Genomic DNA, 16562 nt, shown 5'->3' on the forward strand with positions numbered 1-16562 from the left:
TAGCTTACTATCACCAGGCCCTACTCCACTGGAAAGAAACTACTGTACCCTTAGAATGGGCCATGACCCAACACTCCCTAGGAATTGCTTATAGTGAGAGGATAGAAGGAGAGGAACGAGAAAATATCGAAACCGCCATAGCTTACTATCACCAGGCCCTGACTCAATACAATCCTCAATCAGACCCTTACATAGCTCTCATAGTAGCTCGTAATTTAGGAAATCTCCACTATCAACAAGAAAACTGGCAATCAGCCATTGAATCTTACCAAAGCGCTATCACCGCCTTAGGACAACTACAAACCTGGTGTTCCCTAGAAAACAGAAAAACCCAACTCATAGAAGAAAATTTAAACATCTATGAACAGATGATTTTTGCCTGTGTACAAAGCAAAAACTGGGAACTAGCATTAGAAACAGTAGAGGGGAGTAAATCCCGTTACCTCGTAGACTTGTTAGCGACAGAAGACCTCTACCCCTCGGACTTAGACCCCACAATCAAACAAAAACTGCAAAGCCTCTCCCAAGAAATGCTCCTCGCCTCTGGAATTCTCGCCACAGACAAAGATGTTACCTCTCTAGAACCAAAAAACTCTAACTTCGACCCTGATTCCCCTAGTTTTACCACCAGTTCACAAAGTACCAACAATCAAAAACTACAGTATCTCCAACAAGAATATCAACAAATCTTGAGAGAATTACAACAACAGTATCCAGATTTTCTCATCTCCAGACAAGTAAAAACAATCAATGTCCAAACAATTCAACAACTTCTAGAACCAGGCACAGTTATTTTAGAATGGTATATGGGCCACAACTGCTTCTATACTTTTATCATCACCAGAGAAACACTAGAGGTAATTATCTATGACTCCTCTAAACTTAGAGATTTGATTGGATGTCTCTCTGAATACTTTGGTAAGTACTTTGATAACTCCAAAATCTGGTCGTCATTCAAACTAGATAGTTACTTAAAACAAATCAGTAAACTCATAGATATACCTAAAATTATCTCTCATCTTCCTCAACAAGTATCTAAACTAATTCTGATTCCCCATCGCTACCTCAATTTGATACCTCTACATGCTTTACCCATCTCCCCCACAGCCGAAACCTGTTTACTAGACTATTGTTCAGGAGAAGTTACCTATAGCTTCAGTAGTCAAATACTCGAAAAACTGCAATCTAGACCTAGAAAACAAAGAGATTTTAACATTTATGCCCTGCAAAATCCCACAGAAGATTTAAAATGGACAGATACAGAAGTAGAAACAATTGAGAAAATCTTTGACCCAAATAAATATACCCTCAAATACCAATCAGCAAACAAAGAAGATTTTTTAAATAGTTCTAACCTCGAACAATTACAAAACTATCAATTTATTCATTTTTCCTGTCATGGTTATTTTAACTTTGAATCGCCTCTAGATTCAGCTTTAGCACTAGCGGGGACATTTTCTCCGGTTGTAGAAACCAAAGAAGCAAATCAACAAAAATCAGTATTTAGAACCAAAGATGAACGCCAAATTAACCCAGAAAAAAGCCTCAGTTTGCGAGAGATTTACACCAAAATCAAATTAACCAACTCCACCCTAGTAACTCTATCAGCTTGTGAAACAGGTTTAACCAAACTAGATAATTTAGTAGATGATTATATCTCCTTCCCCAGTGGTTTTCTCTATGGGGGTGCCCATAGTGTGATTAGTACTCTCTGGTCAGTATATGACAGTTCTACCGCGGTATTGATGATTAAATTCTATGAACAAATAAGAACTAATCAAGATATTACTATAGCTATGGCTCTAAAAGAAACTCAAATTTGGATGAGAAATATAACTGTAGAAAGTTTTAGCAACTGGATAAATAGTCATCAATTCTTATCAGATTCACAGAAACAAGATTTACAAACCAAGTTTCGGTTAAATGATTCCACAGAATGTCTTCAGCGCAAACCAGAAGAGAGATTGTTTAAGAAAACTTGCCATTGGGGAGCATTTTGTTATGTAGGTGTTTAATGGAGAGGTTGCATATTTACCTAAAGTTACTTGTGGGGGTTGAGTCAGGGCTATTTCGTTCTTAAGAAAGAAAATGGTGAGGAGAAGCACCGGAGCACGGGAGCAGGGAGCAGGGAGAGGGGCTTTTTTGCTAATAATAAATCTCGGATTTATTTTTCTTTTAAAAAACATAGTAAAAAGCCTACTGTTTAAACGTTACATTTTGAAATAAAAAAATGAATGAAATAGCCCTGGGGGTTGAGTAATGAGTAATGAGTAATGAGTAATGAGTAATGAGTAATCTCCCTGCCCAACCTACAAGCTTATATCAATTAATTCGTAGGTTGGGTTGAGGCACGAAACCCAACCTACAAAATCTGGTTAAAGTTCTCCTGCTAGTTTACGAATAGATAATCGAGTGGCAAGAGCCATGCGAAAATTTAGAGCATCTAAACGATCTAAAATAGGAGTAACTTCAGCTAAATACCCTTTTTGTTTAGCCTTAAGAAGAACTCCCAATGTTCCTGTCAAGGGAACATTTAAAAGACGTGCATAACGTCTAGCTAACCCATCATCAAGAATGACTAAAGAGTCCTGAAATTCTGTGGCTAGAGATATAGCTTCCCGTTCTCCTGCACCTAGTTCAGTAACTAAAGGTAAAATAGCTTGAGATTGGGCAGTACGAACCTTCATCCAAGAGTATGCGGTAAGGTTAGGCAGAGATATCCCTAATGAAATACCTACGTTTAACTCTTCCTTGACAGCTTGTGGTACAATAATTTGACCATATAACATTTGGAGAAGGTCTAATAATTCTGTTTGATAAAGATATTGAATCGGAGAAGTGTTAATAATTACATTACGCACTCTCTATATCCTCTATTATTTCTTCTTCATTTAATTCAAAAGTATTAACTCCATAATCAGCTAATTTTGTGAGAAAAATAACTTTAGGAATTCCTGCTAGGTTGGCAGCAGCCCCAGAAGATAATTTACCGAGTTCATAAAGTTTTATCGCTGCGACTAACTGCATTTCTACTCCTAATTGTTCAGGAGTGAGTTTTAAAGCAAGTGCGGTTTCTTCCGGTAAACTAATTGTGATTTGGTGCATTTTGTTTGTTTTCTTAAAGATGGTAATTCTGGTTTTACACCTAATTATATGGAAAAATTGTTCAACTTAGACGAAATATAGCCTATTTGGTTCTTATAGCGCTACTTGATACGGCAGGGAAGCTTTCGGAGCAGGGAGAGGGGGAGAAAGAGGGTTTTTAAGGATTTGCATCAATATTTAATTATATAATTAATTAAACATTAATGTTGGGTTTCGTGCCTCAACCCAACCTACAAAATCTTTTGCACTTGCGTGCTTTGGTCTAAACTTAATTAATTCCTAGTAGGGGCGCTCATACTTGCGCCCTCTTGCTTTGCACCCATCGCCCTCTTGCTTTGCGCCCATCGCGCTTAAGGCTTATGTGATTCCGAATTCTTGTGACTGTTGGGTTGCACTTTGTTTAACCCAACCTACAAGCTATCTATTACAAAAATTAATTAGAAAATATAGTGTACTTTTGATGAATTTTTTGAGCTGCATTACTTGCCCTGTCTCAGTCGTATCTATTTAAACCTTGTTTTTAGCATAATTGAGTCTGTAGAACCAAAATTGGTTTCCACATATTATCAGGAAATCCTGACATAATTTGGTGCGTTACTATTCAATACTTCAAGACTTCAAGACTTCTTACTTCAAGACTTCAAAACTCATTATTCATCCACAACCAGTAACATTAGGTAAAGATGCAAGATCTGAGTTTAAGTTGGGTTTCGTTACCAAGGGCCAAACCTACAGGCTACCTTCTTACTCATTACTTCAAAACTTATTACTTCAAAACTCATCTAACGGTGCGTTACGGGCTTCGCCCTAACACACCCTACTAATACTACTAAGGGCGCAAGTATGAGCGCCCTTACAAAAGCTAAATTATACAGAGAAGGCAGCAGGAAGCACCGGAGTAGGGGAGAAAGAGGGTTTTTAAGGATTTGCATCAATATTTAATTATATAATTAATTAAACATTAATGTTGGGTTTCGTGCCTCAACCCAACCTACAAAATCTACAAAATCTAGTCTGAATAAGCCTTTAGGGTCAACCAATTTTTAAGGGCGATCGCATTAATTCTTTAACTCATTACTTCTTACTCATTACTCATTACTCATTACTCATTACTTCAAGATTCATCCCAACCTAGAAAATCTAGCTCATACTTGCGCCCTAGCAAAGCTTGTTGTAACATTTAAATACATCAATTTTTCTGTTAGTGTAATAATTAGAGTAAAAAATCTTATTAACTCAGATAATGACTATCACCACAGAAAATCAGATAGTTTTCCCCACTGGTGAGTTTTGGAGTGATGAACCCCCATTGGAAAGTAATTTACATCTACAGCAAATCATTCTATTGATTCAATGCCTCAAATGGCTATGGAAAGATAGAAAAGACTATTTTGTCACAGGTAATTTAACCATCTACTATAGTCCCAATCAAAAAAAATCTGAAGACTTTAGAGGACCAGACTTCTTTGTAGTCAGAGGAACCACGGAAAATTGGTCGAGAAGAAGTTGGGTAGTTTGGCAAGAAGAAGGCAAATACCCTAACATAATTATTGAAATTCTCTCCTCAAGTACAGCTAAGGTAGATAGGGAAGAAAAAAAACAAATATATCAAGATATTTTTCGCACCCCAGAATACTTCTGGTTTGACCCAGAAAGTTTAGAACTAAAGGGATTTGAGTTAATCAAGGGAAAATATCAAGAAATTCAAGAAAATAGTAGAGGATTGCTAAAAAGTGAACAACTAGACCTATATTTAGGGGTAGAGAATCAACAATTGCGTTACTTTACTGAAACAGGAGAGTTAATACCAACACCAGAAGAAGTAGCCCAATCTGAAGGAGAAAATGCTCAACGTGAAAAGGAAAGAGCCGACAAACTAGCGGAAAAACTTAGAGAACTCGGAATAGATCCAGAAATAGATTAAAATTATGGACTATATTATATGGGGTAAAAAAACCCTAAACAAAAAATATATCTTAGTATTCTTTGAAATTGCTATAATTTAACTTAGTGGTTTTTGCTAAAATCTTTTTTTAATACTTATGACTAGAGATGAAATGATTCAAGGTTTTCTCACAACAATATATGAGTATTCTGAGGAACTTAAGGATGAATTTAAGGATGAATGGGATGATTTAGAAAATCTTCAAACCGAAATAGAGAAATTAGGAAGTGATGAACAACAAATTGTTTCTACTCTGCAAGCTTGGATAGAAAATCACGAGAATATCAAAGAATTTATTTGTGAGTGTTTATCCGAAGATGATAGAAAACCTAAACCCAAAAGAGAAGATTTAAATAACAGTACATTAAGCAATAAAACTCGAATACTTTGTGAAACTCTAGAAAAGATTAAAAACACATCTACTATCGCTGAAATATAGGTTATAGTGGTTTAAATTGTAAACTCAAGAATGACAATAATTTCTCCCAATCTTTATATTTATAGCTTTTATTTAAAGAAAAAAGATTTACCAGAAATTGATAACCCAATCTGGTCTAATCTAAAAGCTATATTATCTCAGTTTAACAGCGATATTAATCTGGAAGAACAACTTGACTTTTCTCAACGGAAAACATTATTAAGAGGTGAACAAGAATTTATTACTTTTTCTCCTGTTGTTGACGAGAATATAAACGCATATATAGAAGGATTTATTCAACCTCTTAATATCCAAGATAGCTATGGTGTGTGGTTTAACATTGGTTGTATAGAAACAGAAGACTCTCCCCCTATTTCTCTTGACAACTCTTTACTCTCTCAATTCAATCCTGGGAATTCTCTCATTTTTTCCAACCCAGAAAATGCCTTAGTAGATAGTTTATGCCTTGGTCAAACTATCTTACTTACTGCTTATATAGACAATCATGAACAACTAGAAACAACAGCCAATCAATATTTAGAATTATTGGTAAAACAACCTCTATCCTGTTGTGCTCAAGGTAAACTATTTGGTAGTTCTATCTTTGAATATACTCCTCCTAATCAACCTCATTCATCTTATCGCTTTTTAGTGTGGTTATTTGAACATCAAGCCACTGATGATTTATTTGATAAATACCAAAGTCAAATAACTGAACTATTATTTTATCGCCACAAGATTTTAAAAGTATATCAAAATAGTCGTAAATATGCTGAAATTTTAGAACGAAAGTATCAAACCTACAACCAACAAAAAACTTTTGAAATTACTAATACATCTTTAGAGGTTTTAGAAAGCGAATTGAGAGAAATTCCTACAGAAGCCCTTAGTTATACCATCGCTATCAACGCTCTAAGAGACAACCAAAATACTATTGAAATCAATTTAATTAACTATAAATTAATCCTCAAAGCAATTAAACAACAAAACCCCTCAGAAAATTTATCTTTTTGGCAAAAATTTATTAATTATGACTCCCCCCTATATAGACAACAAATCATCGCTGACTTAAAATACTATACCCCAGTTATAGAATTATTTGATCGAGCTATTGTCTCCATCAGGGGAATTGTAGAGAGTCAACAAGCTCAATTAAATCAAAAACTGCAAAACACAATTCAAGCAGTAGGTGCAGGTATAGGTGCAGGTATAAGTGCAGGAGGTATTATCGCTACTAGTTATCCTCTGATTGACAAGCCTTGGGGAAAGATTTCACCAGATAATCCTCCTCATCCTTTTCTAGCTTCGATAATCTTAAGCTTGATAGCTGGAAGTGTTGTGGGAATATTGGTATGGAAATGGGTAAAAGGTATTCTTGAAGGGAAAAACAAATTAAACAAGTCAGAAAAATTGATATTGAGAGCATTTTATCAGCTTGTGGAAGACCAACAAGACTTATTTACCTCAAATCAAGGCAATTTTTTACTACTATTACAAAGCTTATCTCAATCTCAGGGAAAGGCGATCGCCTTTCAAATAGAAAGATGGCTAAACAAATCCGGCAATACTCAGATTAAACAAGAATTTGATAATTTATTAGCCAATCCGGGAAAATTAAAATATTCTTATAAAAGAGCCTTGAAAAACCTACCAAAAAGTTAACACCTATCTCCAGCACCATAATATGAACCAATCTTTTCAAGAATCCCAGGAAATACAACAACTATTTAACACAATTGCCCCCAAATATGACCAATTGAATCAATGGTTAAGTTTAGGTCAACATAATATTTGGAAGCTAATGGCGGTAAAATGGAGCGAACCCCATAAGGGTGATATAGCTTTAGACTTGTGTTGTGGTAGTGGGGATTTAAGCCGCATGTTAGCTAAAAAAGTCGGCAAAGAGGGGATAGTTTACGGAGTTGACTTTGCTAAAGCACAATTGGCGATCGCCGAAACAAAAGCTAAGAATAGTTTACCATTACATAGTTTTCACTGGGTAGAAGCTGATGCCCTAAGTTTACCCTTTGCTGATAACTATTTTGATTGTGCCACCCTTAGTTATGGCTTGCGCAACGTAGTAAATATTCCTCTATGTCTACAAGAATTGTATAGAGTTCTCAAAAAAGGAGCAAAAGTAGCGATTTTAGACTTTCATCGCCCCTATGATTCTTTCTGGCAAAGATTTCAAGATTTTTACTTAGATTATTTAGTGGTGCCTACTGCTGATTATTTTGGTCTCAAGTCAGAATATGCCTATATAAAAGATAGTGTAGCTAAATTTCCCCAAGGCAAAGAACAAATAGCTATGGCTAAAAAAGCTAATTTTTCTCAGGCTATACATTATCCTTTAGTTAATGGAGTGATGGGAGTATTAGTGGCAACTAAGTAATTATTCAAAAATAAATTATGTCTACACTTACTGAAGTTTTAGATTTTTGGTTCGGCAAGCCAACCGATTCCGACTATGGTAAACCCAAAAAATTTTGGTTTCAAAAAAATTCTGAATTTGACAGGGAATTAAAATCACGTTTTTTAACTACCTATCAACAAGCCTCTAGAGGCGACCTAAATTATGATCCCACTTCTCCCCAAGACTGTTTAGCTGTAATTATTATACTTGATCAATTTCCCCGAAATCTCTTTCGTGGCACTCCTCAAGCCTTTGCTACTGATGCTGAAGCTTTAAATTTAGCTAAATATGTGGTAAAACAGGGATTAGATAAACAATTACTGCCAGTTCAACGCTGGTTTATCTATTTGCCCTACGAACATAGTGAAGATTTAGACAACCAATATACCTGTATAAAACTATTTAGCAATTTAGCAGATGATGAAAATAGTCAAAGTGCTATTGCCTATGCCCAACGTCACTATGATGTTATTAAAAGTTTTGGACGTTTTCCCCACCGTAATGCTATTCTAGGGCGTGAAAGTACACCCGCAGAACAGGAATTTTTAAATACACCGGGATCTTCTTTTTAAGTAAATTTAGTACCTAAATAGAGTTCAGATACCTTGGGATCGTCTAATAATTCTCTACCTGGGGCGCAAAAGCGATCGCAACCATTTTCTAACACATAACCGCGATCGCACATAAGTAGTGCTTTCTTAGCATTCTGTTCTACTAAAACAATAGCCTTACCAGATTGATTAATTTTCTTAATTTGGGCAAAAACATCATTAACCAGTAGAGGTGACAAAGCCGCGGAAGGTTCATCTAAGAGTAGTAAATCTGGATCTAACATCAAAGCCCTACCCATAGCCAGCATTTGACGTTCTCCCCCTGAGAGAGTGCCTGCGGCCTGACGACGTCTTTGGGCTAAAATGGGGAACATATCATATACATACTGTTTTAACTCCTTGAGGGGACCCTTGTGTATAAAAGCTCCCATTTCTAAATTCTCCTCTACACTCAAAGAGGCAAAAACATTAGAAATTTGGGGTACATAACACATTCCTAAGGGTACTATCTGATTAGATTTAAGTCCAACTATACTCTTATTTTTAAAAAGAATTTGACCACGATTAGGTTTAAGGAGTCCAAAAATAGTTTTAGCTAAAGTTGATTTACCCGCACCATTGGGACCAATTACCGCAACTAATTCTCCTGGTGCTATCCTAAAATTAATACCTTGTAAAATGTTGAGATCTTGTACGTATCCTGCATAAACATCGTTGACTACTAATATATCTTGCATCTACCTCTTAGCCTAAACTAAACTTTTATTTACTGCATGAAATGCTAAATAGAAAATATAAAAAATATTTAACCTGGGTTTGTTTAACTATTTTAACTTGGTTACTAGTTAATGTCTTAATTAAACTAGTATTTGTGTTGCCATCAAATGCTTCTCATCCCGTGGATGGAATCTTAGTATTAGGTGGTAGTATTTATAGAGAAATCTATAGTGCAGAATGGGCGATCGCCAATCCCCATATTCCTATTCTCATCTCCACTGGTTCTGATGACCCTTGTATTTTACTAATCTTCCAAGGTAAGCAGGCGCCAATGGAAAAGGTTTTACTAGAAAAATGCGCAGGTTCTACTTTTGGTAACTATGCCTATAGTTTATCTATTTTAAAAAGCTGGAATGTGCATAAAATTAAAGTAATTACCTCTACTAGTCATTTACCTCGTGCCCAATGGCTGGGACAAATTATACTAGGTAGTCATGGTATCTGGGTAGAAATGGATATTGCCCCCACTATTGGTACTCCTGCTAATCGGGAGATATGGTTTAAAACTACCCTAGATCTAGTTAGAAGTTTAATTTGGGCATTAATAAGTCAATTATGGCAGCCTAGTTGTCAAGAGACAACGCCTCTATTTTCAGTGGATATCGAAGAATGGGAAACCAAAGGCTATGCTTGTGAATCTCAACCACTAGTTGAAATTACTTATAATTTATTAACGCCATGACTAAATGTATAATTTGTGAATCTGAACAAGAATCAGAAGATAATCAATTTCAAGCTGATAGCTTTTATCAAGATATTTTTATTCATTGGCGATGTCACAATAAACCTGAGTATCAAGCTTGGGTTAATCAACAGCGCCATCTGGATCCTTTGTATAATCGCTATTGGGAAATGATGACTTTGGGAAAATCCATAACTTGTCCACAATGTCATCAATCACAAAAAATTTCTCCTAAAGCTGTAGGTATGGAAGCTGGGATTTGGTCAATTAACTGTACTAATTGTCATCGTCTTTCACCGCAGAATTTCTACGCCTATGCAGATTCAGAAAATTATACCAAGTTAGAAAAGCTGAGAGAAGATTTTGTCTGTTCTCGTGAGTTAGAATCTGTAGAAACTAGAATAGCTGAAATAGAAGCATCTATCAAAGAAAATAACGGAAGTAAATATAAAACAAGACAAAATCTAGGTATTTCTGCTTTTATTACTTTTCCTAAATGTGATTGTGGTGGAAAATTTAGCCTTCAGGCAAAGCCTAGATGTTGCTATTGCCATGCTATATTATTAGATTCCTACTTTCATATTTCTTTTAAATAGGAAATCAACCTTAAATCTTGACTACATAAACTAAAATAGAAAAATTTACAGATCTAATAATAGAGTTTCTGTAACTATAGAAGATTTATTTTCTAGAAAATTTCAAAAAGATAAAAAATTAAAATAACTTATCAGAGTAGCTTTCTTGACATTTAGATTAATTTTTCTGCCAATACTGAATACCCTTATTGGTAGCAATATAGAGTTTCTCCCCAGTATGATCAAATAAAGCAGATTCTACTAGAGAGTATGCCTCTTCCATATAACCTGAAATAAAAACTTGCAACTTTTTACCCTGATGAATATCCCACAAACAAACTAAATTGTCAGTATGATTTGAATTACCTGCTGTGAGTAGGTGTTGTCTATCCCTGCTAAATACTAGAGAAGAAATAGGAGTTTCTGTATCTATAGTTTTTAGTAATTCTCGTGACTCTAAATCCCATAACCGAATTATCCCACTAACATCGCCACAGGCGAGTAACTGGTTATCGCGACTAAAAGCAACTACTAAATCTCCCTTCGCCTTGGTTTCATCTCCGGGAATACTAACTTTTCCTGAATCATTCCATAGTAAAAACTCTTCACTATCAAAATTTTTACTACCAGTAACTAACAATTTACCATCAGGACTAAATTTTACTAGGTTAGATGCTTCTTCAAAAGATTGTACTATTTCTCCGGTTTCTATATCTAACCAATCAATAGTTTGGCGATTGGCGATCGCTATTACTTTACCATCTGGACTTAACTCTATATCTTGGATATTATAACTAGAATTTTGATAACTCAACTCTTTTATCTTAGTTTGGGTAGTAATCTCCCAAAAACTCAGCAAATTATTTTCTGCATCAGCGGTAATTATATTTTGATTATCTCGACTAAAAATAAAGTAGTGAATTTCTTGGTCATTAGAGTAGATTTCTCCTACTAATTCATTAGTATCAGTATTCCATAATTTTATTTTACCAGAATCAAAACCAACATCACTAGCGGCTAGTAGTTTGCCATCGAAGCTGATTTTCATTTTTTTATTACTTTTATTACTTTCTGCTAAGTTATAGGTCAAACTATAGATATCTTGATCTTTATCTTTTACTGCTGTTATCGTTTTTCTATCTGTATGGTTTTTAGGAGTTTTTACTAATCCACTTAAGAAATTTTTAACTAATGATAAAAGTAGATTGATTCCCAAAATAATGAATAACCAGACTAAAAGCTGATTATTATAATTAAACTGTTTATATTTTGGTAAGATATAGCCTAGGAATAAACCTAGCCAACCGATACCGATGACTGTAAACACTCCTAGATATTTAGGTATTTTTTTTGTTAATTCTTCAGTAGTTTTTTTACTAATACCTAGTAGTAATATTTTCAGGGCTATATTGAGATTTATCCATAAGAGAATATTAAAATCAACAAGTAAAATTCTAGCTTGAACCACATTGATTAGTATAGGTATAACTGTAGAAATAGTGAGAATGATAATAGCCATACCAGATAAAAAAGCTTTAATTAAGAAACCGAAGTCAAAACCATTTTCAGTAAATATTCTATCTTTAAAAAGATTTAAAACTTGAGATATACCCAAAGAACCAAAGATAAACCAAAAAACCACAAAAAATATACTGAGAAAAATTGATAAAATAGCAACGAGAAAAAATAGACCAATAGTAGCAAAAATATTTTGACTTAGTTCATGTCGAAAATAAATGAGGGCTTCTATATATCCTAAATAACTGAAATTAGTTAGAAAAAACAAAAATGAAGAATTATTAACTTGTTCAATATTTTTCCAAGGTTTATTTCTTAACCATAAACTTCCTACTAAAACAGTGGCAGCGTAAAATATTTGTAAACTGTAGAAGCCAACAAAGCTAGTATTAATATAGCTAAGAACTAGCCAAATCAGGAAAATTGCTAGACAACCAATCCACAGGTAATATGAGGGGAAAGATCTAGATAGAGGAGTAGATTCTCCTTGACTATTAGCAAAGGATAGTAAGCCAGTAACTATTCTGAAAATTAAATTACCAATGGATACAGCATAGAAGGCAGTAACTAAAAATATGGTTAAAATAAATTCACTCATGATTGTAAAGATAGTCTAATCATCTAATACTCAAAAATCGTAATAATTACCCAGAAAACGTAGTTTATCCCACCGAAGGGAAGTTGTAGTCATATCCATCATTGCGTTGTACAAACTTAATCTGCTTCATTGTCGATATACTCACTCTATTGCCCTTGATTAGTACTTCTACTCCTTTTGCGGTGGGTGTCTTCACTCTCACTGTATATATTCCTTTTTTTACCTTTTTCCGGTCTTTTTCTAGGTTTATCTTGACTTTATCCCCTGCTTGAGCGTGATTGTACCTTTTTTTAGGATTTTTTACCGCCGGAAATCCTTGAGCGTTGGCTCGTCTTGCTTGTCTATTTCCATGGCCAAAGCATTTGACTATTAAAGCTTGTGAAGTCTTTAATTTAATCTTTGCTCCTGACTCTCCAATACAAGCCGCATCAATACTGTGTTCCTTCGGTAAATTTTGAGAACATCTATTAAATTTGGTTCTCCCACCTGTCCAGCATTCAACCTGGTTACATAAATCTTTAGCTTTTTTCACAATTGCGTTTCTCGTGGAATTTACTGCTGCCGCATCTTTTAGAGATACTTGAGTTTCCTGTAAAATTGTGGCTAATAACTTTGGTTGCTCTGATAAAAAGTTTCTGATATCTTGGTTTCCTTTTTTTTGATTACATTCATGGCAAGCTATCGCTAAATTAGAGACTCTATTGCTACCTCCTTTTGACTTTGGGTAAATATGTTCAATCTCTAATGGAGTATTTTCTGCCCCACAATAAACACATTTACGCCCCCATTTCTCTAATAAATACTCTCTTACTTCATAACCTGCTAAAGTTCCTTGTTGATACTCAACTCCACAAATATCATTATTTACCATTTTTTGAGGATCAAATTTAACCTGTTCAATTTCTATCTTAGTAATAGGACAATAGCGAATAAATCTTTTTATCCAAGTCTCAGTAGTTAAAACACGATGTTTTAGAGATGGTGGCAACCAACCGTCAGGTTTAGTACGATTAAATCTTTTTTGACGATAACGTAAGTTTCTAGACCGTCTCCCACGTCTGAATCGAGCTCTTTTTTCCAGAGAAGATTTAATCATTTCTCCTCTTAGTTCTAATTCCATTCTGAAAATAATCTTATTACCTTGTTGAATGGCAAAACCAGTAAATTTAGAACCCGGGTCAATCTTGAGAATGTAAGATTTTAGTAATGGATTTTCAATGTACTTGTGGAGAATTAAAACATAAGGGTAAGTTCTGTAAACGGCGGCCTTCCCTAATTTTTGCAATTCTCTAGCTCTAGCAGGATGAATCATATTAAGGAAAGATTTATCAGCATTTAGTAAAAAAACGTAATTTGTTTGCATTTCTACAATTCACTATTTCTAGGTTAAGTTTGCTTTGACAATGCTTAATAGACTTGGTCCTGACATGACGTGTTTCACGTTCACAAACTACGCAATGTTCTTTGTCTAACCGATTGAAACTAGCGAATCTCATTGAGGTTTCATCTAAAAAGCGTAGCTATTTCTAGCTGAGTCTGGTGTAGCTGAGGTACTTTTAATTACTACGTTTCCCTACGAATTACTCCGTTTTGTTAGCTACTCAAATATATAGACAGTTATATTTAATTATAGATCTAGCTCATATCTTGCATCTTTTCCAAAAGTTACTGGTTGTGGATGAATAATGAGTTTTGAAGTCTTGAAGTAATGAGTGATAAAGATGCAAGATCTGAGTTAAACCCCTAGGATACAAAGATTATAGAGAATTAACCATAAAGAACATTTTTCCTGAAAAATTAGTACATAAGTTCTGGTGGAAGATGTGAGAGGCAAGATTTAAGGTTAAAATAAAAATATTCATGGAAATGTAGCGATCGCTAAAGAGATAAACAGGCAATAATGATTTTTAATTACCCCAAAAGTCCAATTATAGAACAAGTAGACGATTATCATGGTACAAAAGTAAGTGATCCCTATCGCCTCTTAGAGAATCCCGACTCAGAAGTTACCCAAACCTGGATTAAAGAACAAAATAAGCTAACCTTTGATTACTTAGAAAAAATCCCAGCCAGAGAAGAAATCAACAAAAGACTGACTCAACTATGGGATTACGAAAAATTTGGCATTCCTTTTCCACAGGGAGGACGCTATTTTTACTTCAAAAATGATGGCTTACAAAACCAAAGTGTTTTATATACTTTAGAAAATCTCGATGACACACCAGATATCTTACTAGATCCTAATACTTTTTCTGAAGATGGAACAATCGCTTTAGCGGGAGTAGAAGTTAGCGAAAATGGGGAGTATTTAGCTTATGGATTATCTACAGCAGGATCTGATTGGATAGAATGGAAGGTAATTAAAGTTGATACCAAAGAAGAACTAAAAGACCATATTCAGTGGGTAAAATTTTCTGGAGTAGCTTGGACTCACGATAACCAGGGTTTCTATTATAGTCGCTACGATGAACCGAAGGGGGAATCAAAATTAGAAGCAGTTAACTATTTTCAAAAACTCTATTACCATCGCCTAGGTACAAATCAAGAAGAAGATATCCTAGTTTATCATCGTCCTGACCAAAAAGAATGGGGTTTTAACGCAGATATTAGTGAGGATGGTAACTATTTAATTATCACTGTTTGGCGTGGGACTGAACCTAAAAATTTAGTTTTTTATCAAGATTTACGTAAACCAGATAGTCAAGTAGTAGAATTAATTAGTGAATTTGAAGCTAGTTACAGTTTTGTGGGTAATGATGAGAGTTTATTTTGGTTTCTGACGGATTTAGATTCCCCTAAGGGTAAACTAATCGCTATTGATATTAATCAACCAGAAAAGTCAACCTGGAGAGAAATATTACCAGAAGCTGATGAACCGATAAAAGGTGTTAGTATTTTACATAATCAGTTTGTGGCTATTTATCTACAAGATGCCCAATCTCAAGTTAAAGTTTTTGATTTAGATGGTAATTTCCTCTATAGTATAGTTTTACCTGGTATTGGTTCTGTGGGAGGATTTAACGGTAAACGCTACGATACAGAGACTTTTTATGTGTTTACAAGTTTTACGACTCCTTCGACTATCTATAAATATGATTTAGTCTCTCAAACTAGTACTATATTCCGTCAACCTCAAGTAGACTTTAATCCAGATGACTACGAAACTAGACAGGTATTCTACGAAAGCAAGGATGGAACGAAAATACCTATGTTTATTACCCACAAAAAGGGTATTAGTCTAGAGGGGAATAATCCTACTTATCTCTATGGCTATGGAGGGTTTAATATTTCAATGACTCCTAGTTTTTCTGTGAGTAATTTAGTCTGGATGGAAAGAGGAGGTATTTATGCCGTTGCTAATCTTAGAGGTGGTGGAGAGTATGGAGAGGCTTGGCATCAAGCAGGAATGAAGGCTAATAAGCACAATGTTTTTGATGATTTTATTGCCGCGGCAGAATGGTTAATAAGTAATAAGTATACCAGTAAAAATAAATTGGCGATCGCCGGAGGTAGTAATGGTGGCTTATTAGTTGGCGCCTGTATGACTATTCGTCCTGATTTATTCGCTGCGGCTTTACCAGCAGTAGGAGTTATGGATATGTTGCGCTTTCATAAGTTTACCATTGGTTGGGCCTGGTGTTCTGAATATGGCGATCCTGAAAATGAAGAGGATTTCCAGACACTATATGCCTATTCTCCCTTACATAATCTTAAACCAGGTACAAGTTATCCTGCAACCTTGATTACTACCGCAGACCACGATGATCGGGTGGTACCTGCCCATAGTTTTAAGTTTGCCGCAGCTTTACAGACAGCACATCAGGGTGATAATCCTGTTTTAATTCGTATAGAAACACAAGCGGGACATGGGGCAGGGAAACCTACTACTAAGTTAATTGAAGAAATTAGCGATCGTCTAGCTTTTTTAACGGCTAATTTGAGATAGTAGGTTAATTACATTCTCTTGTGAGAGTTTTTTT

At 35.0% G+C, this 16562-nt stretch carries 14 protein-coding genes; 9 read left to right on the forward strand and 5 right to left on the reverse strand.

Features of this window, described 5'->3' with window-relative positions:
* Positions 1-2015, forward strand: a 2015-nt coding sequence (locus tag MW688_RS16325; protein ID WP_486737073.1) for a CHAT domain-containing protein, incomplete at its 5' end; no start/stop codon positions are given.
* A gap of 360 nt (positions 2016-2375) precedes the next feature.
* On the opposite strand, the gene MW688_RS16330 is transcribed toward MW688_RS16325, so the two are convergent.
* Positions 2376-2861: a PIN domain-containing protein gene (locus tag MW688_RS16330; RefSeq protein WP_486737074.1), complete on the reverse strand. Its 486-nt coding sequence runs from the start codon at positions 2859-2861 to the stop codon at positions 2376-2378.
* Complete coding sequence (locus MW688_RS16335) at positions 2854-3105, reverse strand: UPF0175 family protein (protein WP_486737075.1); 252 nt, start codon at positions 3103-3105, stop codon at positions 2854-2856. The genes MW688_RS16330 and MW688_RS16335 overlap by 8 nt, the downstream gene beginning before the upstream one ends.
* A 1243-nt stretch (positions 3106-4348) precedes the next feature.
* On the opposite strand from MW688_RS16335, the gene MW688_RS16340 reads away from it, so the two are divergent.
* From MW688_RS16340 to MW688_RS16360, 5 genes are all read left to right on the forward strand, one after another.
* Positions 4349-5029 carry a Uma2 family endonuclease gene (locus MW688_RS16340; RefSeq protein ID WP_486737076.1) on the forward strand — a complete coding sequence of 227 codons (681 nt, stop codon included), beginning with the start codon at positions 4349-4351 and terminating at the stop codon, positions 5027-5029.
* Positions 5030-5147: 118 nt separating this feature from the next.
* Positions 5148-5489, forward strand: a complete 342-nt coding sequence (locus MW688_RS16345) for a hypothetical protein (protein WP_486737077.1) — start codon at positions 5148-5150, stop codon at positions 5487-5489.
* A gap of 30 nt (positions 5490-5519) precedes the next feature.
* A complete protein-coding gene (locus MW688_RS16350) occupies positions 5520-7130 on the forward strand; it encodes a hypothetical protein (RefSeq protein ID WP_486737078.1) in 1611 nt (536 codons plus the stop codon).
* A 22-nt stretch (positions 7131-7152) separates the two neighbouring features.
* Positions 7153-7860 carry a bifunctional demethylmenaquinone methyltransferase/2-methoxy-6-polyprenyl-1,4-benzoquinol methylase UbiE gene (ubiE, locus tag MW688_RS16355; protein WP_486737079.1) on the forward strand — a complete coding sequence of 236 codons (708 nt, stop codon included), beginning with the start codon at positions 7153-7155 and terminating at the stop codon, positions 7858-7860.
* Between the two features lie 17 nt (positions 7861-7877).
* Positions 7878-8453: a DUF924 family protein gene (locus MW688_RS16360; protein ID WP_486737080.1), complete on the forward strand. Its 576-nt coding sequence runs from the start codon at positions 7878-7880 to the stop codon at positions 8451-8453.
* Here MW688_RS16360 and MW688_RS16365 read toward each other — a convergent pair.
* On the reverse strand, positions 8450-9169 hold the full coding sequence (locus MW688_RS16365; protein ID WP_486737081.1) for an ABC transporter ATP-binding protein: 720 nt from the start codon (positions 9167-9169) through the stop codon (positions 8450-8452). The genes MW688_RS16360 and MW688_RS16365 overlap by 4 nt on opposite strands.
* Before the next feature lie 41 nt (positions 9170-9210).
* Between MW688_RS16365 and MW688_RS16370 the strand changes: the two genes are divergently transcribed.
* Together MW688_RS16370 and MW688_RS16375 are read left to right on the forward strand one after the other, a co-directional pair.
* Positions 9211-9891, forward strand: coding sequence for a YdcF family protein (locus MW688_RS16370; protein ID WP_486737082.1), 681 nt, complete (start codon positions 9211-9213; stop codon positions 9889-9891).
* Positions 9888-10487: a hypothetical protein gene (locus MW688_RS16375; RefSeq protein WP_486737083.1), complete on the forward strand. Its 600-nt coding sequence runs from the start codon at positions 9888-9890 to the stop codon at positions 10485-10487. Before MW688_RS16370 ends, MW688_RS16375 begins: the two co-directional genes overlap by 4 nt.
* Positions 10488-10644: 157 nt before the next feature.
* Here the strand turns inward: MW688_RS16375 and MW688_RS16380 are convergent, their stop codons facing one another.
* Positions 10645-12582, reverse strand: a complete 1938-nt coding sequence (locus MW688_RS16380; RefSeq protein WP_486737084.1) for a WD40 repeat domain-containing protein — start codon at positions 12580-12582, stop codon at positions 10645-10647.
* A 64-nt stretch (positions 12583-12646) separates the two neighbouring features.
* Complete coding sequence (iscB, locus tag MW688_RS16385) at positions 12647-13945, reverse strand: RNA-guided endonuclease IscB (RefSeq protein ID WP_486737085.1); 1299 nt, start codon at positions 13943-13945, stop codon at positions 12647-12649.
* Between the two features lie 537 nt (positions 13946-14482).
* Here iscB and MW688_RS16390 point away from each other — a divergent pair.
* The gene (locus tag MW688_RS16390; protein ID WP_486737086.1) at positions 14483-16528 is read left to right on the forward strand and encodes a prolyl oligopeptidase family serine peptidase; all 2046 of its coding nucleotides are present in this window, start codon (positions 14483-14485) and stop codon (positions 16526-16528) included.
* The last annotated feature ends 34 nt before the right edge of the window (positions 16529-16562 follow it).

This window comes from Johannesbaptistia floridana (assembly GCF_057440575.1).